This window comes from Paraburkholderia sp. SIMBA_030, from assembly GCF_046535245.1.
In the GTDB taxonomy this organism is placed as follows: Bacteria; Pseudomonadota; Gammaproteobacteria; order Burkholderiales; family Burkholderiaceae; genus Paraburkholderia.
Window position 1 is genome coordinate 627,781 of the sequence record NZ_JAWRXB010000001.1, and the last position, 24,944, is coordinate 652,724.

Below are 24,944 nucleotides of genomic sequence, written 5' to 3' on the forward strand. Positions count from 1 at the left end.
AAGGTCGTCGCGCCTGAATTGAGAAAGAGAAAGCGTCGCGACCCGGTTGGCCGCGACGCATGCCACATCTATTAAGGCAGCGCGAAGCGTGCCACATTACCCTTGGCTGCCGAATATTTCGACGGATCGACCGGCTGGCCATCGAGCGTAATCGACTCGAGACCGGCCTTGTTGCCGATCGTGACCTTGAAAGGGGCCGCGCCTGTTACTTCCTTCGTATCGCCTGCGTGCACGAGGCCGGAGAACACCTCCTTGCCGTCCTTGCCGCGCACGCTGAACCAACTGTCTTGTGTCACGCGAAGCGCGACGATCGCCTCGCCTGCGGTTGCCACCTGTTCGGCAGTTTCGCCGGCTGCGGCGCTCGCGCCTTGCGCGGCGGCCTGGACCTGCAAACCCGCCTTCGGCGCCGCAGGGACCGCGGTCCCTGCCGTCACCGGCGGCGCAGAGGACGGCGCCGTACCGGTCGCCAGCGGCGCGGGCATCGGCGTAGCCGGCGCTGCGTTGTCCACTGCGGTCTGCGTTTGCGGCGCGGACGCAGCTTCGGACGCAGCTTCGACCGCCGTATCGGAACCTGCTGCCGGCCCCTGCGCAACCGCGCCCGACGCGCCGGTGGCGCCGCCAGCCGCGCCGTTCGCGCTCGCCTTCAACCGCGCGAGCCACGCCGACGAATCACCGCCATTGGTATGCCACATACCCAGCGCGATCACCGCGACGATGACCGCTGCAATGCCCCACAGCCACGAGCGGCTCTTTTGTCCGCTGCCGCCGAGCGACAGTGACACCCGGCCGCGCGGCAAATCCTTGCCAGACGACGCCGGCATCGACAGATCCGGTGCCGGCACACCCTTCTCGCGGCGCAGCGCCTGCGTGAATGGCGCGGGATCCGCGCCGAGCATCTTCGCGTAGCTGCGTACCACGCCGAGCGCGAACGTCGTATCCGGCAGATGGCTGATATCGCCCGACTCGAGCGCGCGCAATTTGATCGCGGACACTTTCAGACGCGCCGATACGTCGTCGATCGTCCAGCCCTTCGATTCGCGCAATTGAGTCAAGCGCGCGCCCACTGCCGCCAACGAATCCAAGCCGGTCTGAGCAACAGGCTGCACCACCGCCCGAGCGACCGGCGCCGGCTGGTCTGCGTTCGTGTCTGCCTCGTGACGATGCGGGTGCTGCGGCTCACTCATCCCAAATCCTTTCGCGTCGATTCTTTTTCACTTGTGCGACTCGACCAGGCGAACTGCCTCACGTCCGAATCGCAGACCGTTTATAACAAAATGTGCGGCCTTGTGTGCCGCTTCCGATCGCTTCTGCAAACTTTCTTTTCAATCGCCCGTGACGCGGCGGGTTTTTGCACCTGCGCGGCGCTTTCCGCCGCACAGGTGCGCCCTGCCGCTTCGTGCGATTACACGGCGCGAACCTCGATGATCTTCGCTGCCTTCCCGGTGCGTTCAGCGAGGCGCGTGCGGTCTTTCACCGCACCGGCCAGCTGACCGCAGGCAGCATCGATATCGTCGCCGCGTGTTTTGCGTACCGTGGTGACGACGCCCGCGTCCATCAGCACTTGCGCAAACCGTTTGATCTGCTCCGCCTTCGAACGGACGAGGCCCGACTCGGGGAACGGATTGAACGGAATGAGGTTGAATTTGCACGGTACGTCGCGCGTGACGGCAAGCAATTCGCGCGCTTGCGCTTCACTGTCGTTTACGCCGTCGAGCATGCAATATTCAAACGTAATGAAATCGCGCGGCGCGACTTTCAGATAGCGCTGGCAAGCCGCCATCAGTTCGCGCAGCGGATACTTCTTGTTCAGCGGCACCAGCATGTCGCGCAGCGGGTCGTTGGGCGCATGCAACGAGACCGCGAGCGCCACCGGCAGATCCGCGCCGAGCCGGTCCATCATCGGCACCACACCCGAGGTGGACAGCGTGACGCGCCGGCGCGACAGGCCGTACGCGTTGTCGTCGAGCATCAGGCGCATGGCGGGCACCACTGCGTCGTAGTTCAGCAACGGCTCGCCCATGCCCATCATCACAACGTTCGTGACGACGCGCTCGCCCTTGCCTTCGCCACCCGTGGCACGGCCGCCGGCCGCGCCGAGCGATGCGCGCAGCGCAAACTCAGCCATACGCAGTTGGCCGATGATTTCGCCGGTGGTGAGATTGCGGGAGAACCCCTGTTTGCCGGTCGAACAGAAACGGCAGTTGACCGCGCACCCGGCCTGCGACGAGACGCACAGCGTGCCGCGGGTTTCTTCCGGAATAAAAACGGTCTCGACCGCGTTGCTGTTACCGACGTCGATCAGCCACTTGCGTGTGCCGTCGGTCGAAATATGGTCGCTGACGATGCCGGGCATCGTAATGCTTGCGCGCCCTTTGAGCTTTTCGCGCAAGGACTTCGCCAGATCGGTCATGCCGTCGAAGTCGGCGGCGTTGTACTGGTGAATCCAACGCTGCAATTGCCTGGCGCGAAACGGCTTCTCGCCCAGGCTGTCGCAGTAGGCGACAAGCCCTTGGGCGTCGAGATCGAGAAGGTTGACGGTGGGACTGCTCGTCATATCGAATCCTGCCATTTCAGTGCGAGACTACGTTCATGCAACAAGCTGCATGAACGCAATGCCGTTCGCGCCCATTCCTGCTGCTTTACCTTACTACTTTGCCGGGCGATTCGTGCGATTAATCAAATCGGCTGCACGAATCGCACGAGACCATTCGGGCTTAACCAGGCATTAACGCGAGTAAACGTTCACTTGCGGGAAGAAGAACGCGATTTCGACAGCAGCCGTTTCAGCAGCGTCTGAACCGTGCACCGCATTAGCGTCGATGCTGTCGGCGAAATCAGCACGGATCGTGCCCTTTTCTGCCTTCTTCGGGTCCGTTGCACCCATCAGGTCACGGTGCTTCAGGATTGCGTTTTCGCCTTCCAGCACTTGTACGACCACCGGGCCCGAGATCATGAATTCGACCAGGTCCTTGAAGAACGGACGTGCGGCGTGCACGGCGTAGAACTTCTCTGCATCGGCGCGCGACAGGTGAACCATGCGCGACGCAATGATCTTCAGACCGGCGTTTTCGAAGCGGCTGTAGATCTGACCGATCACGTTCTTGGCCACTGCGTCCGGCTTGATAATCGACAGGGTGCGTTCGATCGCCATTAAAAACTCCAAAAAATTAAGAGGTTACAGATTTAAATGAATCCGCTATTGTAGCATGTTCCCGTGTATGATTGCGATTGGACCCTTACAGCACTGAAAGACGCCAAGCAGGACTTTCTGATTGCTGGTAGCGTAGGCCGTGTGAACATTTTCGGAGCATTGAAACTCCCTGCCTCCGCGCCAATCTCAGGAATGGACGTACCACGCGACTGGCGGCAAAAATCCCGGCCGGCGCTGCATAAACCACGACGCAACATGCTTCTGACGTAAGGAGAGACCATGAACGAACATCCGTATAGCTTTGGCCGCACTGGCGCGGTCAGCACGGTCGAAACACGCAACCGCGTGCTACGGAACACCTACTGGCTGCTCGCGCTGTCGATGATTCCGACAGTGCTCGGCGCGTGGGTGGGAGTGGCAACCGGTTTCTCGCTGTTCGCCGCCACCAGCCCCGGCATGAGCATGCTGGCATTCTTCGCGATCGCCTTCGGCTTCATGTTCGCGATCCAGAAAACCAAAGACAGCGCCATCGGCGTCGTCGTACTGCTCGGCTTCACGTTCTTCATGGGCCTGATGCTGTCGCGCATCCTGAGCTTCGTGCTCGGTTTTTCGAACGGCCCGTCGCTGATCATGCTCGCCTTCGGTGGCACTGGTGTGATATTCGCGTCGATGGCGACGATCGCCACGGTCAGCAAGCGCGATTTCTCCGGCCTCGGCAAGTGGCTGTTCATGGGCGTGATCGTGCTGCTGCTGGCGTCGGTCGCGAACGTGTTCCTGCATCTGCCGGCCTTGATGCTGACGGTCTCGGTAATGGCGATCGTGATCTTCTCGGCCTACATGCTGTTCGACGTGCAGCGCGTGGTGAACGGCGGCGAGACGAATTACATCACCGCCACGCTCGCGATCTATCTGGATCTATACAACGTGTTCGTCAACCTGCTCGCGCTGCTCGGCATCTTCGGCGGCAACCGCAACTAAGGTTTGACCTTGGGGCGCGGCGCAAAAGGCGCCCGCCCCAATAAAAAATGCCCATGGCGAGCAATCGTCATGGGCATTTTTATTGGCACGGCGGCGTCGCGTCAGACACCGATCACAGCGCCGGCAGCCCAAGCAGCGCTAAAGACTCAGCCAGGCAAAGCCATTATCCTGCGAAGCCACCACCACTTCGGTCGGCGCGGCACCCAGCACAGCCGCCATTGCGGCTTGCGCCAGTTCCGGCAAATTGTTCTGCTGGCTCAGATGCGCGGCGACCAGATGGCGCAAGCGCGAACGATCGAGCGAAGCCAGAATATCAGCCGCCGCGTCGTTGTTCAGATGCCCGTGATCGCCACCGATGCGCGCCTTCAGCGACTGCGGGTAGCGACTGCCCGCCAGCATCCGCACGTCGTGATTGCATTCGAGCACCAGCGCGTCGCAACCGCTCAGCACGGCGCTGATGTGCGGCGTGGAGGTGCCGACATCGGTCAGCACGCCGAGGCGGCTCGCGCCGTTGGAAAGCACGTATTGCAGCGGCTCGCGGGCGTCATGGGGAACGGTATAAGGCAGGATGCTGAGGTCGCCGATCGCCACCGCCTCGTCGCCCCATAGCACCTGCAGGTCGACATCGGCTTCATCGGCGCCCACCGCGCGCGCGGTGCCCCAACTCATGTACAGCGGAATCGACCACTTGCGCGCCAGCGTCAACGCACCGCCAATGTGGTCGCTGTGCTCATGCGTGATCAGAATGGCGTCGAGACCTTCGACGCCCGCGCCGAGCCGCGCCAGACGCCGCTCGACTTCTTTGGCGGAAAAACCGCAGTCGAGCAGCACGCGGGTGGTGGTCGTACCGCTTTGCGCCTCCACCAGCAGGGCATTGCCTTCGCTGCCGCTGCCGAGACTGGCGAACCGCACGGTCCGCTTAGTTCAGTTGCGCGTGCAGCAGCGACACGATGCGCTGCGCGTCGGACGAGTTATCCACCTGCCCGTTCGCGTCCAGCACCGCTACCTGCGTCACCGTGTCGCCCTTCGAGCGCACGTTGACGAGGAATTCCTGACCCGGCTTCTTCGACGAATTGCCGCTATAGAAAAGTTTGCCGAAGAGCCCTTCTTTCTTCAGTTCCGCCATCGAATCCGCGTAACGTACGTAATAAATGCCTTTCGCGCGATCGCGGTTGTCCACCGTGAAGTTGGTACGATCGAGCGCCAGGCCCACGCGTAGCCACGCACGGTCGAACGATTCCTGCAAATCGAGCGTCGATACACCCGCGCTCTGGTCGATCGTGGCCGGCGCGGTAGCCGGTCGGGCCTCGGTCAACAACTGCTTCGACTGGACCTCGGTCAGGCCGAACTTCTGCATCAGCTTGGTAAGGAACAACGCTTCGAGTGCCGGATCGCGCGGACGCTCCTCCCAGCGCGACGACGTCTTGTCCTGGCCCGTCAGCATTTCTTCCATCGCGCTATGCGTGATCGAAATATCGGTGGCGCCGGCCGGACCGCGCGACACGAGCGTGCGGAAGCTGTCGCGCGTACCCGACGAGTACGCGAAGTCGATCACTTTGCCGACCGTGCGGCGGAACCAGTCGTCCGGAATGTTCGCGCGATTTTCGGCCCAGTCGGTCGTCATGATGCCGGTGGCCGGAGCGTCGGTTTTCAGCGCGAAGCCGTTTTCCTGCCAGAACTCCTGCAACTGCGACCACAGTTGTTCCGGCGAGCGGCCGTCGACCACCAGCCAGCGGCGGTCGCCGTCGCGCTCGATGTGCATGCCGTACGGGTCTTGCGCAGTCGGCTGGCCTTCGGTGGAATTGCCGGCAGCCGTCACCGCGCGTTGCTGCGCGCCGCCCAGCGCCAGATTGGCCGGAGGCGCGACGTAGCGCTGGTCGGTCGGGGTGGTCGTCAGATCGCCCGGAACGGCGAGCGGAGGCGCGCTCCCCGCGCCCTTGTAGTTGACGCGGTCTGAAGCGAACCAGTCGTTCAGCGTGTCACAGCCGGCGAGCGTCGTGAGGGCAAGCGCCAGCGCCGCCATGCGGGTTGCGTGGAGGGAAAGTGCGGAACGTTTCATGTGGTCCTTCGTGATGCTGGAACGCGGTGCCTGGTTCTGGGTGCCGGGAACGTGGGCTGGATCGACGTCGGTTAAGGGAGTGCCGTGGCGGGCTTGGATTAGCGCTGGTGAGGGCTGCGGCTCGATCCGCTTACCCCAGCAGGCCCGCTTCGCGCAGCGCGGCGCGCACCACTTCGTGGTATTGCGCGTCGAGCGGCGTGAGCGGCAGGCGGATCCCGCCCTGCACACGGCCGAGTTGCTGCAACGCCCATTTCGCCGGAATCGGGTTCGATTCGATGAACAGGTTCTTATGCAGCGACAGAAGCTTCAGGTGAATCTCACGGGCGGTCCTGGCGTCCGCGGCGAGCGCGGCCTTGCACAGCTCGCTCATTGCGCGCGGCGCGACGTTCGCGGTGACCGAAATGTTGCCGTGGCCGCCGAGCAGCATCAGCGCGATCGCAGTGGGATCGTCGCCGCTGTAGATGCCGAAATGCGCGGGCGCCGATTTGATCAGATGCGCGGCGCGATCGATGTTGCCGGTGGCTTCCTTCACACCGATGATGCCCGGCACCTGCGCGCAACGCAGGATCGTTTCGTTGCTCATGTCCGCGACGGTGCGGCCCGGCACGTTGTACAGGATCACCGGCAGATCGACGGTTTCGGCGATCTTCGCGAAGTGGCGATAGATGCCTTCCTGGGTCGGCTTGTTGTAATACGGCACGACCTGCAGCGTGGCGTCCGCGCCGACCTCTCTGGCCTGCTGCGTGAGTTCGATTGCTTCGGTGGTGGAGTTGCCGCCCGAGCCCGCGATCACCGGAATCCGGCCCGCCGTGTGCTCGACCGCCGTCTTGACCATCAACACGTGTTCTTCGACCGACAACGTGGCCGACTCGCCGCTCGTGCCGACCACGACCAGTGCGTTCGTGCCCTCGGCGATGTGCCAGTCGATCAGTTTGCGAAACGCCGGCAGATCGAGGCTGCCGTCTTCAAGCATCGGGGTGATGATGGCAGGAATGCTGCCGCGAATCTGGACGCCGTCGTTGCTGTTGCGAATGCCGCTTTGGTTGCCGTTAGTCATGAAACGCCATGAATTTGATCAGGTAAACCGCGATTGTAGCGGATTAGCCAGCCAACTCGTAACAAGGCGGGGGCGCCGCCTCTGCAGGGTCGGCTGAACGCTCCGCCTCCAGAATTGCGCAGATCCGCTGGACGTAAGCCGGGCGCGGCTGCGCGAGAAAACCGTCCTGAAACGCGACCACCCGAAGGCGGCCGCGCACCACCTCGAGCAACTCGCCGGGCGCGAGCAAAAACGCTGGATTCGACGGCTTGCCGACCCTTTCATTGCCTTGCGCGAAAGTCTCGTAAATCAGCACGCCACCCGGCGCGAGCGAGCACAAAAGCTGCGGGAAAAGCGGCCGATGCAGGTAGTTCGTGACCACGACAGCGGCGAATTTCGCGTCGTCCGGCAAAGGCCACGCGGCGCCTTCGATGTCAGCCGCGAGTGTCGCGACGAGCGGCTCGTCGCGCATCGCGGCAAGCGCTGCCGCATCGCGGTCGAGAGCGGTCACCGGATGACCCAGCGAGGCAAAAAACCGCGCATGCCGCCCTGCTCCCGACGCGACATCGAGCACCGCGCCGCCCGCTGCGACCAGATGCGCCCAATGGCTCACCCAGCGCGACGGTTCGCCGTTGCCGTGCGATGCAATGCCGGGAGTGCTCATCACGCAAGCGTGCGCGTCAGTTGTACAACAGGCCCATCGCCTCGCGCACGTCGCGCATCGTTTCCGTGGCGAACTTGCGGGCTTTGTCGCAGCCGTCGGCGACGATCGCGCGCAACAGCGACGGATCGTCCATATACTTCTGCGCGCGCTCGAGCATCGGCTGCTGTTCACGCAGGATGCCTTCGATCACCGGCTGCTTGCACTCGAGGCAACCGATCCCCGCCGAACGGCAGCCTTTCTGCACCCACTCGTGCGTGGCTTCGTCGGTGTAGACCTGGTGCAGCTGCCACACCGGGCACTTATCCGGATCGCCCGGATCGGTGCGGCGCACGCGCGCCGGGTCGGTCGGCATGGTGCGGACTTTCTTCGTGATCGTTTCCGCGTCTTCGCGCAGGCCGATCGTGTTGCCGTACGACTTCGACATCTTCTGGCCATCCAGACCCGGCATGCGCGACGCTTCCGTCAGCATGGCCTGCGGCTCGACCAGAATGATCTTGCGCGAACCTTCGAGGTAGCCGAACAGCCGCTCGCGATCGTTCATCGACAGGCTTTGCGACTCCTGCAACATCGCGCGCGCCTGTTCGAGCGCCTCGTCGTCGCCTTCCTGCTGATAGGCGTTGCGCAGCTCGTGATAGAGCTTGGCGCGCTTGCCGCCGAGCTTCTTCGCCGCTTCATTGGCCTTCTCTTCGAAGCCCGGCTCGCGGCCGTACAGGTAGTTGAAACGGCGCGCGATTTCACGCGTCATCTCGACGTGCGGCACCTGATCTTCGCCGACCGGCACAAGCGAGCCGCGATACAGCAGAATGTCCGCCGCCATCAGCACCGGATAGCCGAGGAAGCCGTAAGTGGACAGGTCCTTGTCTTTCAGCTTCTCCTGCTGCTCCTTGTAGGTCGGCACGCGTTCGAGCCAACCGAGCGGCGTGCTCATGCCGAGCAGCAGCGCGAGTTCGGCATGCTCGGGCACCTTGCTCTGGATGAACAGCGTGGCCTGGGCCGGATCGATACCGGAAGCGAGCCAGTCGATCAGCACGTCCCACACGTTCTTTTCGATCACTTCGGGCGTTTCGTAGTGCGTCGTCAGCGCGTGCCAATCGACCACACAGAAGAAGCACGGGTATTCGGACTGCAGCCGCACCCAGTTTTTCAGCACGCCGTGGTAGTGGCCGAGGTGCAGCGACCCGGTGGGCCGCATGCCGGAGAAGATACGGTCTGGGAACATGGCTATTTAGAAAAGCGAAACAAGTGGAGTCAGAATTGCGGTGATTGCACTGTAGCCGAGCGTGACGAGCGGGCTCAACCAATAACGCGTCAGCGTGCCCGTCATCACCAGCGCCATGACGATGAAAAAGCCGTACGGTTCGAGGCGCGACAGCGCGATCGACTGCCGCGGCGGCAACAGCGCCATCAGCACGCGGCCGCCGTCGAGCGGCGGCAGCGGAAACAGGTTGAGTACGCCGAGCACGAGGTTCACGCCGACACCGGCTGCGGCCATCCGCGTGAAGAACGGCTCATCGACGCTCAGTACCGCGAGCGCGACCCCGAACAGGCCCCACACCAGTGCTTGCACGAAATTGCACAGCGGGCCGGCCGCCGCCACCCACAGACTGCCCCAGCGCGGATTGCGCAGGTTGCCGAAGGCGACCGGCACGGGTTTCGCGTAACCGAACATGAACGCGCCGCTGGTCGCGAAGTACAGCAGCAAGGGAATCGCGATCGTGCCGAGCGGATCGATGTGCCGCATCGGATTGACGGAGACGCGGCCGAGCACGTACGCGGTATTGTCGCCGAGCCAGCGCGCGACGTAGCCATGCGCGGCTTCGTGCAGCGTGATCGCAAAAATCACCGGCAACGCGTACACCGCTATGGTTTGTATCAGGGAGGAATTCATATTTCTCTATTGTAACAACGTGATTGCGTGCGTCTGCCCGCTTTCGCTCATGCCGTCTCTTCGAGGCCGAATGGCGCGAGCGAACCGCGCCCTGCTCGCACCAACACCGGCTCGGCGCCGGTCAGATCGATCACGGTCGACGGCTCGCACACGCAGGGGCCGCCGTCGATCACCAGATCGAGCTGCTTTTCGAGGCGCGCGCGGATTTCTTCCGGATCGTTCAGCGGCTGGATTTCGCCGGGCATGATCAGTGTCGAGCCGAGCAGCGGCTGACTGAGCTCTTCGAGAATCGCCAGCGTGATCGCGTGGTCGGGCACCCGCAAGCCGATCGTTTTGCGCGACGGATGCGACAGGCGCCGCGGCACTTCCCTGGTCGCCTGCAACACGAACACGTAAGGCCCGGGGGTCACCGACTTGATCAGCCGGTACTGGCGGTTATCGACCATCGCGAAGTTCGCCAGCTCAGACAGATCGCGCACCAGCAGCGACAGCAACTGCTTCTCGTCGAGCCCGCGAATCCGCCGCAAACGCTCGACCGCGTCCTTGTCGTCGAGATGACAGGCGATCGCGTAGCTCGAATCGGTCGGCATCGCGACGACACCACCGTCGTTGATGATCTGTACGGCCTGTTTGACGAGGCGCGGCTGCGGATTGTCCGGGTGAAGCCGAAAGTATTGGGACATGATGACTAACGGTGACTACAGGGGAGGAATCGGGCGGGCGCACGCGCCCCGAATGACGGCTGCTTCGCGTGTCGTGCCGCCGTGGCACGGCGCGCGATCAAAGCCAACGTTCCCAGACGGGCTTGAGATCGGCAGGCAGCGGCGGTAGCGTGCCGAGTTCGACACAACCTTCGCCGGGCGCGTGAAAATCGGAACCGCGCGACGCCTCGAAGCCGAAACGGCGTGCGACGTCCGCATATTCGCGATATTGATCCGGCGTGTGGCTGCCCGTCACCACTTCGATCGCCTTGCCGCCCAGATCGATGAATTCGGCGAAAAACGCGTCGAATTCGACCGGCGTGTACGCATACCGGCCCGGGTGCGCGACGACCGCCTCGCCGCCGGCTGCCTTGATCCAGCCGACCGCGTCGGCCAGTTTGGCCCAGCGATGCGGCACGTAGCCGGCCTTGCCGTCGCCGAGAAAGCGGGTGAAAACGTCTTGCGTCGAGCTGGCGTAGCCGCTTTCGACCATGAAGCGCGCAAAGTGCGTGCGCGAAATCATGTCCGGATTGGAAACGTACTTCAGCGCGCCTTGATAGGCATCCGGAATGCCGAGCGTGGCCAGTTGTTCGCCGATCGCCTCGGCCCGCGCGGCGCGGCCGTTGCGCGTGCGCGCGAGACCGTCGATCAGGATCGCGTTGGTTGGATCGATGCCGAGCCCGACGAGGTGCACCGTGCGCGAGGCCCACGTCACCGAAATCTCCACGCCGCTCAGATAACTCATGCCGAGCGCTTCCGCGGCGCTACGCGCCTCGTGCTGGCCGCCGATTTCGTCGTGGTCGGTCAGTGCCCACAACGTAACGCCGCCCGCGCGCGCGCGGCGCGCGACTTCGGCCGGCGCAAGCTGGCCGTCGGAAACGGTGGAGTGGCAATGGAGGTCGGCGTTCATCTGTTTCTTGAAAGGTTCTGAGGCCATTTTACTGCAACGCAGTAAGTGGCCGCAGCGCTATCTCTCGGAGCCGCCCTTATTCCTTGTACTTTTTGTCAAAAATTCAGGCGCAAAACCCTTCGATCAAAGCTGCGACCTGCTCCGGCTGGTCGTGGTGCACCATGTGCCCCGCTTCATCGATGGTCTTCTCGCGCCAGTTCGGAAACGCCTGAAAGCGCGCCTTGAATTCGTCGAGCGGAATTTCACCGGCGATCTGCGCGAGCGTCGGCGAGTTGGCCGCCTCGACGTGCAACACTTTCGCGCTCACTTTGCGCCACACGGCCATCACTTCGTCGATCCGGTATAGCGTCGGTCCGCGCAGCTTGTGCGCCGGATCGGCGAGCAGCATGAAGCGCCCTTCTCCGTCCGGCTTCGACCAGTGCTGGGCGAGAAACCGCGCGCGCTGCGGCGCAAGGCGCGGATTGGTCTTGATCAGACGGCCGGCAACCTCGTCGAGCGACGCGTAGCGCTTCAGTTGCGGCGGGTCGCGCAACTCGTCGAGCCAGTTGCGCAGACGCCTGGGCGCTTGCGCCGAGTGCGACGGCGCGAGACCGAAGCCTTCCAGGTCGACCACGCGCCGTACCCGCTCCGGCCGCACGCCCGCATACAGGCAGACGATGTTCGCGCCCATGCTGTGGCCCACCAGATTGACTTCGCCGACCGGCGCGTAGTGGTCGAGCAGCGCATCGAGATCGCCGAGATAGTCCGGAATCCAGTAGTTGCCTCCGCCACACTCGGCCACCGGCCAATCGGACAGGCCGAAGCCGCGCATGTCAGGCGCGATCACCTGCCAGTCGCCGCCCAACGCATCGACGACGAACTGGAACGACGCCGCCACATCCATCCAGCCGTGCAGCATGAACAGCTTCGGCGCGTCCGGATTGCCCCAGCGTCGCACGTGAAGACGGACGCCGCGCACGGCGACGAACTCAGACTGAGAGGTATTCATGAACAACGCGCCTGAAAAAAAGAATGGTCGTTCGATTATAACGAGATAGCCGGACGATGCGCTTGGGTGATGTCTGGAAGAACGCCTCAGTCCGCGACTGGCCGACGTTGATCCAACCCCGCCAGAGCGACCAGCGCGGCTAATTCGGTTTCGTCGAAACCGGCGTCGCGACGCGCTTCGAAATTGAACGGACCGCGTAATTTCGGTGCGTGATACTGCTCGGCAAGACGTGTGTAGGTGACATGCGGATCGAAACCGCCCTGCTCGCACAGATAGCGAAACCAGCGATTGCCGATCAGTACGTGGCCGATCTCGTCGCGCAGGATCACGTCGAGAATCGCCGCGGACGCGTGGTCGCCGGCCTGTTGCAAGCGTGCGCGAATCGGCGGCGAGGCGTCGAGACCGCGCGCTTCGAGCGTGCGCGGCACCAGCGCCATGCGCGCGAGCACGTCGTCGCGCGTGCGCTCGCACATGTCCCAAAGGCCGTCGTGTGCGGGGAAATCGCCGTAGGTATGGCCGAATTCCGCGAGCCGCGCGACCAGCAGCGAGAAATGATGCGCCTCTTCGGCCGCGACTTTGAGCCAGTCGACATAGAACGCAGCAGGCATGCCGGCAAAGCGCCAGACGGCGTCGAGCGCGAGGTTGATCGCGTTGAATTCGATGTGCGCGAGCGCGTGCAGCAAAACGGCGCGCCCTTCTGGCGATTGCATGCTGCGCCGCCCCAGCTTGCGCGGCTCGACCAGTTCGGGCCGCGCGGGACGGCCGGGCAGGCCGGGTGGCTCTTCGAGTTCGAGGTTTTCAGCGCATCCCAGGGTGCCGTCGAGCACTGCAACATAGAGCGCGCGAGCCGTGGCCGCCTTGCTCGCCGGGTCGACTTCGCGCAATGCGGCAAGCGCGCCGCTACGCGCGCAGTTCGACAGGGACGGGACAAAGGGATCGGACGGAGCAGCGGAAATCATGGCAAGCAGATCGGCAATTGGAACGACAAGCGGCGGCTAACGACACGGCGGGCACGGCAGCGCGTCGGACCGCCGACAGCCCGGCGGCAACGCCGAGCGGCCCAACCACACAAACGTTTACAATACTCGATTCGACTTTCGCGCGCGCCTGCTATGCCGGCAGGCAACCGGCCCCGACTGGACGTTTCCGGCAGCCTTCAGATCCAGCCGGCGCTCGCGCAATAAACCGCATGGGACCGGAGTAAGTGCTTTGCACCAACTCCGGTCGACACAGGAGACATTGTGACAATCTACAAGCTCGGCGAAGCCGCCCCGACCATCCACGAAAGCGTGTTCGTCGCGGATTCGGCGAACATCATCGGCAATGTGACGCTCGAGGAAAATTCGAGCGTCTGGTTCGGCGCGACGATTCGTGGCGACAACGAGCCGATTACCATCGGCGCCGGCAGCAACGTCCAGGAAAACGCGGTGCTCCACACCGACCCCGGCTTTCCGCTGACGGTCGAGCCGAACGTGACGATCGGCCACCAGGTCATGCTGCACGGTTGCACCATCAAGGAAGGCTCGCTGATTGGAATTCAGGCGGTGGTCTTGAATGGTGCGGTAATCGGCCGCAACTGTCTGGTCGGAGCGGGCGCCATCGTCACAGAAGGCAAAGTGTTTCCCGACAACTCGCTGATTCTCGGCGCGCCCGCCAAAGTGGTGCGCGAACTGACCGGGACGGACATCGCCAATATGCAGCGCGGCACGGCGGGCTACGCCGAGCGCCGCGAATATTTCAAGGCGCAGCTCGTGCGCATCGGCTAACCAGCCGCAGCACACGGCGCGCAAGACGCGGCATCAGGCAGCGTCATTCGACCGAGGAAAAGTTGTGAGCGACCAGTTGCAAAAATTCATGTTCAGCGCGGCGCCGGTGCGCGGAGAAATCGTTTCACTGCGTAATACGTGGCAGGAAGTGCTGACGCGCCGCGATTACCCCGCGCCCGTGCGGACGATTCTCGGCGAGATGATGGCGGCGTGCGCGCTGCTGTCGGCGAATCTCAAGTTCAACGGCACGCTCATCATGCAGATCTTCGGCGACGGCCCGGCCAAGATGCTGGTGGTGCAGTGCAGTTCCGACCTGTCGATGCGCGCGACCGCCAAGTTTTCCGGCGAAGCGGACGACACGATCGGCGACGACGCCACCATGATCGAACTGGTCAACGCGAGCGGTCACGGCCGTTGCGTGATCACGCTCGATCCGCAGGGCAAGCAGCCCGGTCAGCAGCCGTATCAGAGTATCGTGCCGCTGTCGGGTGAGAATGGCCCGCTCAAATCGATGGCCGAAGTACTCGAACACTATATGCATCACTCGGAGCAGCTCGACACGCGTTTGTGGCTCGCGGCGAACACCGAGCGCGCGGTCGGCATGCTGCTGCAAAAGCTGCCCGGCGACGGCGGCATCGTCCCGCATCCGGGCGAGCTGGACGCGGATACGTGGGAGCGCGTCTGCACGCTCGGCGGCACGCTGTCGCAAGACGAACTGCTGAAGGAAGAGCCCGCAACGGTGTTCCGGCGTCTCTTCTGGCAGGAAAACGTCCAGCATTTCGAGCCGGCCACCGCGCGCTTCGAATGTACCTGTTCGCGTGAAAAAGTCGGCGCCATGCTGAAGATGCTGGGCCGCGACGAAGTGGACGGCGTGATCGAAGAACGCGGTCACGTCGAGGTCCATTGCGAATACTGTAACCAGCGGTACGAATTCGATCCGGTCGACGTGGCGCAACTTTTTGTGGCCAGCGCGCTCTCACAAGGCGTGACGCCGGCGGCCGACCAGCGGCACTAACCGGCTCAGCGGCGCTGGTTCATGACGCTCGTGTTACGGCAGTAAAATACCGCGCCGCCCACTGCCTTTTCATGGGCCGGGCGGCGCGGTATCTTTGATCATTGCGTCGGATCATTTGCGGTGCGCGCCGCGCATGGTTTGCTTAGGCGTCCGACCGATGGAGATCGAAAATGAACATCCCTACTTCATTAATGCATTACGCACGCACGTTGGCCGTACTGTCCGCCATCGCAGGCAGCGCCGCGCTGACCGGTTGCGTAATGGACCCACCGGGCCCGTCGCCGATTTATAGCCGCCTTCCGGCCGACCAGTCGGCTATGGCCAGCACGGCCCGTCCGCTCACGCCTGAAGAGCGCCAGCGCTATGACGCAATCGATCAGCAAGTATTGTCCGAACAGAATCGGGCAATTGCCGCCGAGAATGCCGCGCAAGCGTGGTCGCGTTATTACGCGCCGCCCGTCAGCGTGTACGGCAGTTATTACGGCGGCGGTTGGGGACACGGCTGGGGCACCGGGGTCGGCGTCGGTTACGGACCCTACTGGGGCTGGTAACTCGAAGCGGACATATGCGGAGAAGATAGATGCCGATACGGCAAGGGGCTGACATACTGGCATGACGGGTCAGCCCAAACAAAAAGGCGCGGTTTTCACCGCGCCTTTTTTGCGTCCTGCGTCCTGAACCCGGCGTACGCGGCAAGGCTTAGTGTGTCGCCTTCTTGTCTTTCGCCACCTTACCGCCGTGCTTGCGATCCGCCTTCGCACGCGACTCCGGATTCGGCACCACGTGAAGCGGCGCGGCCGACATCTCACCGCGCGTCGAAGTGGTGACTGACGGCGTATTTGCCGTCGGCAACGGCGCGTTCGGCGACACGAACTGCACGAACACTTCGCTGTCTTTCACCATGCCCATTTCGTAACGCGCCCGTTCTTCGACAGCGGCCGTGCCGTTCTGCAAATCCTGCACCTCGCCTTGGATACGCTCGTTGCGCAGCTTCGCATCGACGTTCTTCTGTTGTTGCTGCGTCAGTTGCTGCTGCAACTCGTGCACGCGCAACCATCCGCCGTGCCCCCACCAGAGCGGGTACTGGATCAGCGCCAGCAGAACGATCAGGACAGCAGTGACAAGCCGCATGAAGTAAGCACGATAAATACACGCCGCCCTGCGCTATACGCAGGGCGGCGAGGTCAATCAGAAACGAAGGCGAACCGGGTCATCGGTCAGCGCTGGCAAATGGGCCAATGAGCGGCCATTTAGCGCAGATTGTAGAACGCCGACTTGCCCGGGTAGCTGGCGATATCGCCGAGGTCTTCTTCGATACGCAGCAACTGGTTGTACTTCGAGATGCGGTCCGAACGCGACAGCGAACCCGTCTTGATCTGACCGGCGTTCAGGCCGACTGCGATGTCCGCAATCGTCGAATCTTCGGTTTCGCCCGAGCGGTGCGAGATCACGGCCGTGTAGCCGGCGCGCTTGGCCATTTCGATCGCGGCGAAGGTTTCCGTCAGCGTGCCGATCTGGTTGATCTTGATCAGGATCGAGTTGGCGATGCCCTTCTCGATGCCTTCCTTCAGAATGCGCGTGTTGGTGACGAACAGGTCGTCGCCGACCAGCTGGACCTTCTTGCCGAGCTTGTCGGTCAGCGTCTTCCAGCCCGCCCAGTCGCTTTCGTGCATACCGTCTTCGATCGAGACGATCGGGAACTTGTCTGCCAGGTTCGCCAGGTAGTCTGCGAATTCCGTCGACGACAATTGCAGGCCTTCGCCCGCCAACTGATACTTGCCGTCGTGGTAGAACTCGCTCGCTGCGCAGTCGAGCGCGAGCAGCACGTCTTCACCGGCGCGGTAGCCCGCTTTTTCGATGGCTTGCAGGATGGTCGACAGGCATTCGTCGTTGCTGCCGAAGTTCGGTGCAAAGCCGCCTTCGTCGCCCACCGCCGTGCTCATGCCGCGGTCGGAGAGAATCTTCTTCAGCGCGTGGAACACTTCGGCGCCGCAGCGCAGTGCTTCGCGGAAGGTCGGCTGGCTGACCGGCACGATCATGAATTCCTGGATGTCCAGGCTGTTGTTCGCGTGCGCACCGCCGTTGACGATGTTCATCATCGGCACCGGCAGTTGCATCGCGCCCGAGCCGCCGAAGTAGCGGTACAGCGGCAGGCCGGCTTCCTCAGCAGCAGCCTTCGCGACGGCCATCGACACGGCCAGCATCGCGTTCGCGCCAAGGCGCGACTTGTTGTCGGTGCCGTCGAGTTCCAGCAGGGTCTTGTCGAGGAATGCCTGCTCGGAAGCGTCGAGGCCCATGATCGCTTCGGAGATTTCGGTGTTGATGTGCTCGACGGCCTTCAGCACGCCCTTGCCACCGTAACGGCCGGTTTCGCCGTCGCGCAGTTCGATCGCTTCGCGCGAACCCGTCGATGCGCCCGACGGCACCGCTGCGCGGCCCATCGTGCCCGACTCGAGCAGCACGTCGCATTCGACGGTGGGATTGCCTCGCGAATCGAGAATCTCTCGACCGATGATATCTACGATAGCACTCATGGTTTCCTCAAGAAATGACGTTGAATTCTTTACGGTTAATCAGTTGAAATCGCTTTCGAGGAACGGCGCGCGCTTGACGGCCTGATCGAGCGTAACAAGCGTTTCGAGCAGATCGGCCATGCGATGCAGCGGCACCGCGTTCGGGCCGTCCGACCTGGCTTGCGCGGGCTTCGGATGGGTTTCCATGAAGAGACCCGCCACGCCCGTTGCCACGGCCGCGCGTGCCAGCACCGGCACGAATTCGCGCTGACCGCCCGAACTCGTGCCCTGCCCGCCCGGCAACTGCACCGAGTGGGTCGCGTCGAACACGACCGGCGCGTTGGTTTCGCGCATGATCGCAAGCGAACGCATGTCCGACACGAGGTTGTTATAGCCGAACGACACGCCGCGTTCGCACGCCATGAAGCGGTCTTCCGACAGACCGGCTTCACGTGCAGCGTCGCGCGCCTTGTCGATCACGTTCTTCATGTCGTGCGGCGCGAGAAACTGGCCTTTCTTGATGTTGACCGGTTTGCCCGAACGCGCACAAGCGTGGATGAAATCCGTTTGACGGCACAGGAAAGCGGGCGTTTGCAGCACGTCGACCACTGACGCGACCTGCTCGATCTCGTGCTCCGCGTGCACGTCCGTGAGCACCGGCAAGCCGAGCTGGCGCTTCACTTCCGACAGAATGCGCAAACCTTCGTCCATGCCCAGACCGCGAAACGACTTGCCGCTGCTGCGATTGGCCTTGTCGTACGACGATTTGTAGATGAACGGAATGTTCAGCTTCGCGCAGATTTCCTTGAGCCGGCCGGCTGTGTCGATCGTCATCTGTTCGGATTCGACGACACAGGTGCCCGCGATCAGGAAAAACGGCTTGTCGAGCCCGATTTCGAAATCGCCCAGTTTCATGCTTTCTCCTCGACGCGCGACTGCTGATGCGCGAGCGCCGCTTCGACGAACGACTTGAACAGCGGATGGCCGTCACGCGGCGTGGACGTGAATTCCGGGTGGAACTGCACGCCGACGAACCACGGGTGCATGCTGCGCGGCAATTCCATCATTTCCGGCAGATCTTCACTCGGGGTACGGGCGCTGATGATAAGGCCGCCGGCTTCGAGCTGGGGCACGAAGCGGTTATTGACTTCATAACGGTGACGGTGGCGTTCGTTCACGTCCTTGCCATAGATCTCTTCGGCCATCGTGCCGGGCTTGATCGGGCAGCGTTGCGAACCGAGGCGCATCGTGCCGCCCAGATCCGATCCTTCAGTACGCTTCTCGACACGGCCCTCGCGGTCGTACCATTCGGTGATCAGCGCGACCACGCGGTTTTCGGTTTCCTGATCGAACTCGGTGCTGTTCGCGTCCTTCAGGCCGACCACGTCGCGCGCGAATTCGATCACGGCCAGTTGCATGCCGAGACAGATGCCGAGATACGGCACGTTCGCTTCGCGTGCATAGCGGATCGCGGCGATCTTGCCTTCGGTGCCGCGGCGGCCGAAGCCACCTGGCACGAGCACCGCATCCAGATGCCTGAGGCTCTCGACGCCTTGCGCCTCGACCTCTTCGGAATCGATGTATTCGATGTTGACACGGGTCGCCGTGTGCATCGAGGCGTGGCGCAACGCTTCGATCAGCGACTTGTACGACTCGGTCAGATCGACGTACTTGCCGACCATGCCGATCGTGACTTCGTGCTGCGGATGCTCGAGCTTTTCGACGAGGTTCGACCACATCGACAGATCGGCCGGCTTCGGCGCGAGCTTGAGTTCTTCGCAGATGATCGCGTCGAGCCCCTGGTCGTGCAGCATCTGCGGAATCTTGTAGATGCTGTCCGCGTCCCACACGGAAATCACCGCGTCTTCCGGGACGTTCGAGAACATCGAGATCTTCGCGCGCTCGTCGTCCGGAATGGGGCGGTCGGCACGGCACAGCAGCACGTGCGGCGAGATGCCGATTTCACGCAGCTTCTGCACGCTATGCTGGGTAGGCTTGGTTTTCAGTTCGCCGGCGGTGGCGACCCATGGCACCAGCGTGAGGTGCACGAAGCACGCGCTGTTGCGGCCCATGCGCAGGCTCATTTGACGCGCGGCTTCGAGGAACGGCAGCGATTCGATGTCGCCCACCGTGCCGCCCACTTCGACGATCGCGACGTCCGGCTCACCGCACGTGGCCGACGCTGCGCCGCGCTCGATGAATGCCTGGATTTCGTTCGTGATGTGCGGGATGACCTGCACCGTCTTGCCGAGATAATCGCCGCGGCGTTCCTTGCGGATCACCGATTCGTAAATCTGGCCCGTGGTGAAGTTGTTGGCCTTGCGCATCTTCGTGCTGATGAAGCGCTCATAGTGGCCGAGGTCGAGGTCAGTCTCCGCGCCGTCTTCCGTCACGAACACTTCGCCGTGTTGAAACGGGCTCATCGTGCCGGGGTCGACGTTGATGTAGGGATCGAGCTTGAGGAGGGTGACTTTAAGACCGCGCGATTCGAGGATCGCGGCGAGGGAAGCGGCGGCAATACCCTTGCCGAGGGAAGATACTACGCCGCCGGTGACGAAAACATATTTGGTCATCGCTGGATGCTCGCGGGAAAAACGGATTATACCGTAAAGCAGGGTCTCGACCCAGCAAAATGCGAGCGACATCCGCACCAATGCATGCCGTGGCGGCGGCGCTCGCCACGAGCGGACCATGCACCGTTTTTGCGGCCGAACCTGGCGGGCCGCGCCGCCAGCACCATCGCAGCGGCGCCCATTATGTGCCGGCGACCGCGCCGGCGAACTGATGCGTGGCGTTAGGCGCGGCGCTCCAACTCGCGCAACATCCGCTGCACCGCGCGCGCGGTTTCGAGTGGCTTTTCCATAGGATACAGATGGCTGCCTTCGATCCATTCCACATGACCGCCGGTCGCGCGGCGGGTTGCATCGAGTCCGGCCTGGCGGATTTCCTTCGAATGCGTGCCGGCAATAAAACCGACCGGCACCGGCGCGCCACGCGCAAGACGCGAGCCGAGCGTATGCGGCAAGGTCTTATAGATCTGGTATTCGGTACGCCGGTCGAAGGCCAAAGAACGCGAACCGTCGGGTGAAGTCTGCGGAATGCCGAAGTCGATGTAATCGGACAGCATCCGCTCATCCCAGCGAGCAAACGCCGGCTTCGAATGAAAATGCCGCCACGCCTCGTCGCGGCTTACCCAGTGGGTACGGCGCGCACGCGTGGCCGCCGCCGGCGAGAGTCGCTCGTCGAGCCCGGTCCATTGCGACACGCGCAGCATGCTGCTGCGCCAGCCGGCGATCACCGGCGAATCCAGCATTACTACGCCCCTCACCCACTGTGGCTTTTTCAGCGCGGCCATCAACGACAGGTACCCACCGAGCGAATGGCCGACGAGCCACACCGGCTGCTCGTACGAACGGCCGATGTCGTCGAGCAACTGCTCGACCAGATGCGGCCAGTCCTGGGTGACCGGATAACGCGCGTCGTGACCGATGCGCTCGATGGAACGCAGTTCGTAGTCGTCCGCGAGTTCGGCGAAGATGGTCCGGTACGTCGACGCGGGAAAACCGTTCGCGTGCGAGAAGTGGATGATGTTTTTCAACTGCGGCTATCTCCGTTCTAATTTGCATGCAGGCTGCCGGCCCGGCGGCGCGCTTTTTACCTGCTTCTTATCTGCTTCTTATTTGTCTCTTTCAACAATTCTGGACAACCCTCGGCAGTCAGTCAGCGATCCATCCAGTAGCGGCGCTGCGTGTCGCGATAGCGCTCGAGCGTGAGCGTCGCCCCATTCATGTCCGGGGCGGCGCCCGGGCTCACGTCCGGGTTGACGTCGACCCGCACCGCGCCGTCCGTATCGCTGCGCGCGAGTTCGATATGCCGCGCTTTGTAACGCTCGAACACCCCCGCGTCCGGATGACGAAAACGGTTGCGATAGCCTACCTGAAATAGCGCGACCAGCGGGTCGATAGAGTCGAGGAACGGTTCGGTCGACGAGGTCTTGCTGCCGTGATGCGCCACCACGAGCACCTGCGCGCGCAACGCGGCGCGATCGCGTGCGAGCAGCGTCCGTTCGGCCGGCGCTTCGAGGTCCGCCGCCAGCAAGGCGCTCATGCGGGGTGCATCGGTTCGACCATCCGCGGCTGACGCAGGCGCGGCGGGAGGCAAGGTGCTCACCCGCAATACGCAGCAATGCGCGTTCGGTCTGCCTTGCAGCGGTCCGGCGTCCGGCCAGAGCATCGCGAACTCGACGCCGTCCCACTGCCAGCGCTGCCCCGCCGCGCAGGGCAGCGTGTCCGCGCCGCGTTGCCTTGCGCTGCGCCATAACGCGTTCGCCGGCGCCAATGCCGCCACCATTTGACGTACCTCGATCGCGTCCAGCACCGCGGGTGCGCCGCCCGAATGGTCGGAATCGGCGTGGCTAATAATGAGCGTATCGAGCGCCGTGACGCCGTGCGCCTGTAAAAACGGCACAACGACGCGCTCGCCCGCATGCGTCGATTCCGGTCCCGGTCCTGCATCGAACAGCAGCGCGTGATGCGCCGTCTCAACCAGCACCGAAGTGCCTTGGCCGACATCCAGCGCGGTCAGCCGGAAACTGCCATGCGGCGGCCCGGACGGCGCCGGGATCAGCAACGGCAGCCAGGTCAGCGGCGCGGCCCAGCGCAGCGGCCAGCCGCGCGGTGCGAGACACCAGAGCACACCGACGGCCGCCGCGGCGAGCGCCCACGCATGCGGCTGCGGCAAACGCCAGAGCGTCCATGCGGGACCCGAGAGCATCCGCAAGCCCGCGGCCAGCGGTTCGAGCAAGGCATGCGCCGTCTGGAACGCGTAGGCATCGAACGGCGCGGGCAGCGCGACGCCGGCCAACACGGCCGGCGTGACCAGCAGGCTCACCCATGGAATCGCGAAGGCGTTGGCAATCGGACCGATCAGCGGAATCTGCGCGAACCAGTAGACGGTGAGCGGCGCGAGCGCGATCGTGACCGCGAACTGCACGTGCGCGGCACTGCGCAAGCGTTCGACAAAGGCACGCACACGACGGCGCAAGGCGGGCTGCAGGCGCATGAAGCGGGACGACTCGCCGTCCTCACCGTCTTCCTCGCGATGTTGTGCATGGTCCTGCATGCGGGGCTGCCCCGACATCGCGAACAGAATCGCCGCCACCGCGCAGAACGACAGCCAGAATCCCGCCGAAACGACCGCCCACGGATCGATCAGCAACACGAGCCCCAGCGCCCACGCCAGCACGGCGGATCGCGCGAGATTGCGCCCGCTGATAAACGCAAGCGCGAGCACGCCCGCCATCCACAGCGCCCGCTGCGCCGGCACGTTGAAACCGGCCAGCGCAGCGTGCACGCCGGCAAACAACGCGCCGCCCGTCACCGCAACGACCTGCGCGGGCAACCGCAACGGCCAGTTGCGGCCGAAGAACCCGGAGCGCCGCCACACCGCCCCGGCGAGCCAACCCGCAAGTCCCGCCACAAGGCCGATATGTAGCCCCGAAATCGCCACCAGATGACTCGTACCCGTGCCGCGCATCAGCAGCCAGTCTGCTGCGCTGACTTCATCCTGCGCACCGATCGCGAGCGCCACCACGATCCCGCGATGCGGCGCGTCGGCGAGTACCGTGTCGATGCGAGCGCGCAGCGCGGCGCGCCAGCGATCGAACATGACGCCCACGCCGCGCGCGTTACCCGGCAAGCGCACGGCGGTAGCGGGTGCGCTGACATAACCGGTGGCGCGTACATTGCGCGCGAGCAGGCTTGCTTCGGCATCGCGGACGCCGAAGTTCGCATTGCCGTGCGGCCGCTTGAGCCGCACCGTCAAACGCCAGCGAGCGCCGGGCTCCAACACCGGCGCCGGCGCATTCCGGGCGATCCACGACAGTCGAATCACACGCGGAAAGGCGGCTATCGGCGCGTCGGCCGACTCGACCTCGAACAGAAAACGCGCGCCCCTATCGTCGCGCGCCGGCAGACCCTTGATGCTGCCGACGACGTCGATATCGCGCCCCTCCCAAGCGTTCGGCAAGCTCACGGCGAGCCGCACTTCCGCGCGCCAGGCCGCGTAGCCGAAACCCGCGCACATGGCCGCAATCCACACCGCGCTCCAGCCGATCCGTGAGTGCGTCTGCGCGCTGAAAGTCGCGCTGAACCAGACCCGACGATCGAGCGAAGCCGGAATCGAGCCGCCGCCCGCCGTCACGGAACGAGCACCGCACCACGCCCATACCGCTGCACCGCCCGCCATGCATGCGACCAGAATCAACGCGCTCCAGCCGCCCCAACCCGGCAGTGCCGCCTGCTGCTGCAAGCCGATCACACCCAACGCAAATCCGCACCACCATGCCCGCATTCGCCCTCCGCCCGACCGGCGCCGGACGACACAACGCTCACCGCGCAGGCAACCGCAAGCCCGCCGGGCGCGTGTTCCGCCCAGCGCGAACCACTTGAACCATCAAGCCTGATTATGCAGAGGAAAGAGCGAGCCGCGGCAGCGCGGCGAGCGCGTTAGCCGTTGTGCCTAGGGCGGCTTCGTCCGCGGCGATGCCGCGCAGTTGTGCGAGGCCCGCGCCGATCGCCGGAATCTGATCCGGCGTGTTGCGCTGCCGGTATATCCAGGAAGGCGCGATATCCGGCGCGTCGGTTTCGACGACCAGTGCGTCGAACGGCAATTGCTCGGCGAGGCGCCTGATTTGCCGCGCCCGTTCGAAGGTCAGATTACCGCCGAAGCCCAGATGCATGCCCTGATCGATATACGCCTGAGCCTGCTGAAAGCTGCCGTTGAATGCGTGCGCGATGCCACGATGAATCTGATGCCGGCGCAGCCCCTTGATCACCTGATCCTGCGATTTGCGCACGTGGCAAATCACCGGCAGATCGAATTCGCGAGCGAGTTGCAGCTGACCGTTATAGAAGAACTGCTGACGCCTATCGTCGAGACCTTGCACGAAGTAATCGAGCCCGATCTCACCGATGCCGACGAACAGCGGATCATCGAGGCTCGCCTCGATCTCCATGCGCAGCAGGTCAAGATCGCTCTCCTGCGCGCCCGGCGTGTAGAGCGGATGGATGCCTAGCGCATACGCACCGCCGTCGGTCCGGTGCGCCAGTTCTCGCACCGTCGCGAAGTTCTCACGGCCGATCGCGGGAATCACAATGCGCCCCACGCCCGCGCGACGCGCCGCCGCCGCGACCGCGTCGCGGTCGGCGTCGAAGTCCGCAGCGTCGAGATGGCAGTGCGTGTCGATCCACATGGCGCGCCTCGTTAGCGGCAGGG

At 63.7% G+C, this 24,944-nt stretch carries 24 protein-coding genes; 4 read left to right on the forward strand and 20 right to left on the reverse strand.

All coding sequences use genetic code 11. The features are described from left to right. Positions 1–71 precede the first annotated feature (71 nt). The 3 genes from SB772_RS02775 to ndk all read right to left on the reverse strand — a co-directional run bounded on the left by SB772_RS02775 (position 72) and on the right by ndk (position 3,151). On the reverse strand, positions 72–1,184 hold the full coding sequence (locus tag SB772_RS02775; RefSeq protein WP_410831747.1) for a helix-turn-helix domain-containing protein: 1,113 nt from the start codon (positions 1,182–1,184) through the stop codon (positions 72–74). A gap of 218 nt (positions 1,185–1,402) precedes the next feature. Beyond that, positions 1,403–2,554: a 23S rRNA (adenine(2503)-C(2))-methyltransferase RlmN gene (gene rlmN, locus SB772_RS02780; protein WP_410831748.1), complete on the reverse strand. Its 1,152-nt coding sequence runs from the start codon at positions 2,552–2,554 to the stop codon at positions 1,403–1,405. Positions 2,555–2,725: 171 nt separating this feature from the next. Next, positions 2,726–3,151: a nucleoside-diphosphate kinase gene (gene ndk, locus SB772_RS02785; protein WP_410831749.1), complete on the reverse strand. Its 426-nt coding sequence runs from the start codon at positions 3,149–3,151 to the stop codon at positions 2,726–2,728. A 279-nt stretch (positions 3,152–3,430) separates the two neighbouring features. On the opposite strand from ndk, the gene SB772_RS02790 reads away from it, so the two are divergent. Next, complete coding sequence (locus tag SB772_RS02790) at positions 3,431–4,129, forward strand: Bax inhibitor-1/YccA family protein (protein WP_410831750.1); 699 nt, start codon at positions 3,431–3,433, stop codon at positions 4,127–4,129. A gap of 138 nt (positions 4,130–4,267) precedes the next feature. On the opposite strand, the gene SB772_RS02795 is transcribed toward SB772_RS02790, so the two are convergent. From SB772_RS02795 to SB772_RS02840, 10 genes are all read right to left on the reverse strand, one after another. After that, the gene (locus tag SB772_RS02795) at positions 4,268–5,041 is read right to left on the reverse strand and encodes an MBL fold metallo-hydrolase (protein WP_410831751.1); all 774 of its coding nucleotides are present in this window, start codon (positions 5,039–5,041) and stop codon (positions 4,268–4,270) included. A gap of 7 nt (positions 5,042–5,048) precedes the next feature. Next, positions 5,049–6,188, reverse strand: coding sequence for an outer membrane protein assembly factor BamC (gene bamC / locus SB772_RS02800; protein ID WP_410831752.1), 1,140 nt, complete (start codon positions 6,186–6,188; stop codon positions 5,049–5,051). 130 nt (positions 6,189–6,318) lie between these two features. Further along, positions 6,319–7,245 carry a 4-hydroxy-tetrahydrodipicolinate synthase gene (dapA, locus tag SB772_RS02805; RefSeq protein ID WP_410831753.1) on the reverse strand — a complete coding sequence of 309 codons (927 nt, stop codon included), beginning with the start codon at positions 7,243–7,245 and terminating at the stop codon, positions 6,319–6,321. A 43-nt stretch (positions 7,246–7,288) separates the two neighbouring features. Beyond that, a complete protein-coding gene (locus SB772_RS02810; protein ID WP_410831754.1) occupies positions 7,289–7,888 on the reverse strand; it encodes a class I SAM-dependent methyltransferase in 600 nt (199 codons plus the stop codon). Positions 7,889–7,904: 16 nt separating this feature from the next. Next, entirely contained in the window at positions 7,905–9,107 is a 1,203-nt protein-coding gene (locus tag SB772_RS02815) for a tryptophan--tRNA ligase (protein ID WP_410831755.1), read from the reverse strand. Positions 9,108–9,113: 6 nt separating this feature from the next. Then, on the reverse strand, positions 9,114–9,776 hold the full coding sequence (locus SB772_RS02820) for a site-2 protease family protein (RefSeq protein WP_410831756.1): 663 nt from the start codon (positions 9,774–9,776) through the stop codon (positions 9,114–9,116). Positions 9,777–9,823: 47 nt separating this feature from the next. Then, a complete protein-coding gene (locus SB772_RS02825; RefSeq protein WP_410831757.1) occupies positions 9,824–10,459 on the reverse strand; it encodes an L-threonylcarbamoyladenylate synthase in 636 nt (211 codons plus the stop codon). A 97-nt stretch (positions 10,460–10,556) separates the two neighbouring features. Next, the gene (locus SB772_RS02830) at positions 10,557–11,387 is read right to left on the reverse strand and encodes a 3',5'-nucleoside bisphosphate phosphatase (protein ID WP_410831758.1); all 831 of its coding nucleotides are present in this window, start codon (positions 11,385–11,387) and stop codon (positions 10,557–10,559) included. Positions 11,388–11,490: 103 nt separating this feature from the next. Continuing rightward, positions 11,491–12,375 carry an alpha/beta fold hydrolase gene (locus SB772_RS02835; RefSeq protein WP_410831759.1) on the reverse strand — a complete coding sequence of 295 codons (885 nt, stop codon included), beginning with the start codon at positions 12,373–12,375 and terminating at the stop codon, positions 11,491–11,493. A gap of 86 nt (positions 12,376–12,461) precedes the next feature. Next, complete coding sequence (locus SB772_RS02840; protein ID WP_410831760.1) at positions 12,462–13,334, reverse strand: ferritin-like domain-containing protein; 873 nt, start codon at positions 13,332–13,334, stop codon at positions 12,462–12,464. 282 nt (positions 13,335–13,616) lie between these two features. On the opposite strand from SB772_RS02840, the gene SB772_RS02845 reads away from it, so the two are divergent. From SB772_RS02845 to SB772_RS02855, 3 genes are all read left to right on the forward strand, one after another. Continuing rightward, positions 13,617–14,141, forward strand: a complete 525-nt coding sequence (locus tag SB772_RS02845) for a gamma carbonic anhydrase family protein (protein WP_410831761.1) — start codon at positions 13,617–13,619, stop codon at positions 14,139–14,141. 64 nt (positions 14,142–14,205) lie between these two features. Beyond that, positions 14,206–15,156 carry an Hsp33 family molecular chaperone HslO gene (gene hslO / locus SB772_RS02850; RefSeq protein ID WP_410831762.1) on the forward strand — a complete coding sequence of 317 codons (951 nt, stop codon included), beginning with the start codon at positions 14,206–14,208 and terminating at the stop codon, positions 15,154–15,156. Between the two features lie 170 nt (positions 15,157–15,326). Further along, on the forward strand, positions 15,327–15,707 hold the full coding sequence (locus SB772_RS02855; protein WP_410831763.1) for a hypothetical protein: 381 nt from the start codon (positions 15,327–15,329) through the stop codon (positions 15,705–15,707). Positions 15,708–15,855: 148 nt separating this feature from the next. On the opposite strand, the gene ftsB is transcribed toward SB772_RS02855, so the two are convergent. The 7 genes from ftsB to SB772_RS02890 all read right to left on the reverse strand — a co-directional run bounded on the left by ftsB (position 15,856) and on the right by SB772_RS02890 (position 24,921). Next, positions 15,856–16,287: a cell division protein FtsB gene (gene ftsB / locus SB772_RS02860; protein WP_410831764.1), complete on the reverse strand. Its 432-nt coding sequence runs from the start codon at positions 16,285–16,287 to the stop codon at positions 15,856–15,858. 119 nt (positions 16,288–16,406) lie between these two features. Further along, positions 16,407–17,690 (reverse strand): phosphopyruvate hydratase, encoded by a 1,284-nt coding sequence (gene eno / locus SB772_RS02865; RefSeq protein ID WP_012433549.1) that lies wholly within the window; start codon positions 17,688–17,690, stop codon positions 16,407–16,409. 39 nt (positions 17,691–17,729) lie between these two features. After that, positions 17,730–18,584: a 3-deoxy-8-phosphooctulonate synthase gene (kdsA, locus tag SB772_RS02870; RefSeq protein WP_410831765.1), complete on the reverse strand. Its 855-nt coding sequence runs from the start codon at positions 18,582–18,584 to the stop codon at positions 17,730–17,732. Continuing rightward, positions 18,581–20,242 (reverse strand): CTP synthase, encoded by a 1,662-nt coding sequence (locus tag SB772_RS02875; RefSeq protein WP_410831766.1) that lies wholly within the window; start codon positions 20,240–20,242, stop codon positions 18,581–18,583. The genes kdsA and SB772_RS02875 overlap by 4 nt, the downstream gene beginning before the upstream one ends. Before the next feature lie 221 nt (positions 20,243–20,463). Next, positions 20,464–21,267, reverse strand: a complete 804-nt coding sequence (locus SB772_RS02880; protein WP_410831767.1) for an alpha/beta fold hydrolase — start codon at positions 21,265–21,267, stop codon at positions 20,464–20,466. Between the two features lie 122 nt (positions 21,268–21,389). Continuing rightward, entirely contained in the window at positions 21,390–24,020 is a 2,631-nt protein-coding gene (locus SB772_RS02885; RefSeq protein WP_410831768.1) for a DNA internalization-related competence protein ComEC/Rec2, read from the reverse strand. Between the two features lie 112 nt (positions 24,021–24,132). Next, on the reverse strand, positions 24,133–24,921 hold the full coding sequence (locus SB772_RS02890; RefSeq protein WP_410831769.1) for a TatD family hydrolase: 789 nt from the start codon (positions 24,919–24,921) through the stop codon (positions 24,133–24,135). Positions 24,922–24,944 lie beyond the last annotated feature (23 nt).

Bases quoted from the DNA above. Each gene is read 5' to 3' on its own strand.
- SB772_RS02775 (WP_410831747.1), bottom strand. From the start codon at position 1,184: ATGAGTGAGCCGCAGCACCCGCATCGTCACGAGGCAGACACGAACGCA.
- rlmN (WP_410831748.1), bottom strand. From the start codon at position 2,554: ATGACGAGCAGTCCCACCGTCAACCTTCTCGATCTCGACGCCCAAGGG.
- ndk (WP_410831749.1), bottom strand. From the start codon at position 3,151: ATGGCGATCGAACGCACCCTGTCGATTATCAAGCCGGACGCAGTGGCC.
- SB772_RS02790 (WP_410831750.1), top strand. From the start codon at position 3,431: ATGAACGAACATCCGTATAGCTTTGGCCGCACTGGCGCGGTCAGCACG.
- bamC (WP_410831752.1), bottom strand. From the start codon at position 6,188: ATGAAACGTTCCGCACTTTCCCTCCACGCAACCCGCATGGCGGCGCTG.
- dapA (WP_410831753.1), bottom strand. From the start codon at position 7,245: ATGACTAACGGCAACCAAAGCGGCATTCGCAACAGCAACGACGGCGTC.
- SB772_RS02810 (WP_410831754.1), bottom strand. From the start codon at position 7,888: ATGAGCACTCCCGGCATTGCATCGCACGGCAACGGCGAACCGTCGCGC.
- SB772_RS02815 (WP_410831755.1), bottom strand. From the start codon at position 9,107: ATGTTCCCAGACCGTATCTTCTCCGGCATGCGGCCCACCGGGTCGCTG.
- SB772_RS02820 (WP_410831756.1), bottom strand. From the start codon at position 9,776: ATGAATTCCTCCCTGATACAAACCATAGCGGTGTACGCGTTGCCGGTG.
- SB772_RS02825 (WP_410831757.1), bottom strand. From the start codon at position 10,459: ATGTCCCAATACTTTCGGCTTCACCCGGACAATCCGCAGCCGCGCCTC.
- SB772_RS02830 (WP_410831758.1), bottom strand. From the start codon at position 11,387: ATGAACGCCGACCTCCATTGCCACTCCACCGTTTCCGACGGCCAGCTT.
- SB772_RS02835 (WP_410831759.1), bottom strand. From the start codon at position 12,375: ATGAATACCTCTCAGTCTGAGTTCGTCGCCGTGCGCGGCGTCCGTCTT.
- SB772_RS02840 (WP_410831760.1), bottom strand. From the start codon at position 13,334: ATGATTTCCGCTGCTCCGTCCGATCCCTTTGTCCCGTCCCTGTCGAAC.
- SB772_RS02855 (WP_410831763.1), top strand. From the start codon at position 15,327: ATGAACATCCCTACTTCATTAATGCATTACGCACGCACGTTGGCCGTA.
- ftsB (WP_410831764.1), bottom strand. From the start codon at position 16,287: ATGCGGCTTGTCACTGCTGTCCTGATCGTTCTGCTGGCGCTGATCCAG.
- eno (WP_012433549.1), bottom strand. From the start codon at position 17,690: ATGAGTGCTATCGTAGATATCATCGGTCGAGAGATTCTCGATTCGCGA.
- kdsA (WP_410831765.1), bottom strand. From the start codon at position 18,584: ATGAAACTGGGCGATTTCGAAATCGGGCTCGACAAGCCGTTTTTCCTG.
- SB772_RS02875 (WP_410831766.1), bottom strand. From the start codon at position 20,242: ATGACCAAATATGTTTTCGTCACCGGCGGCGTAGTATCTTCCCTCGGC.
- SB772_RS02885 (WP_410831768.1), bottom strand. From the start codon at position 24,020: ATGCGGGCATGGTGGTGCGGATTTGCGTTGGGTGTGATCGGCTTGCAG.
- SB772_RS02890 (WP_410831769.1), bottom strand. From the start codon at position 24,921: ATGTGGATCGACACGCACTGCCATCTCGACGCTGCGGACTTCGACGCC.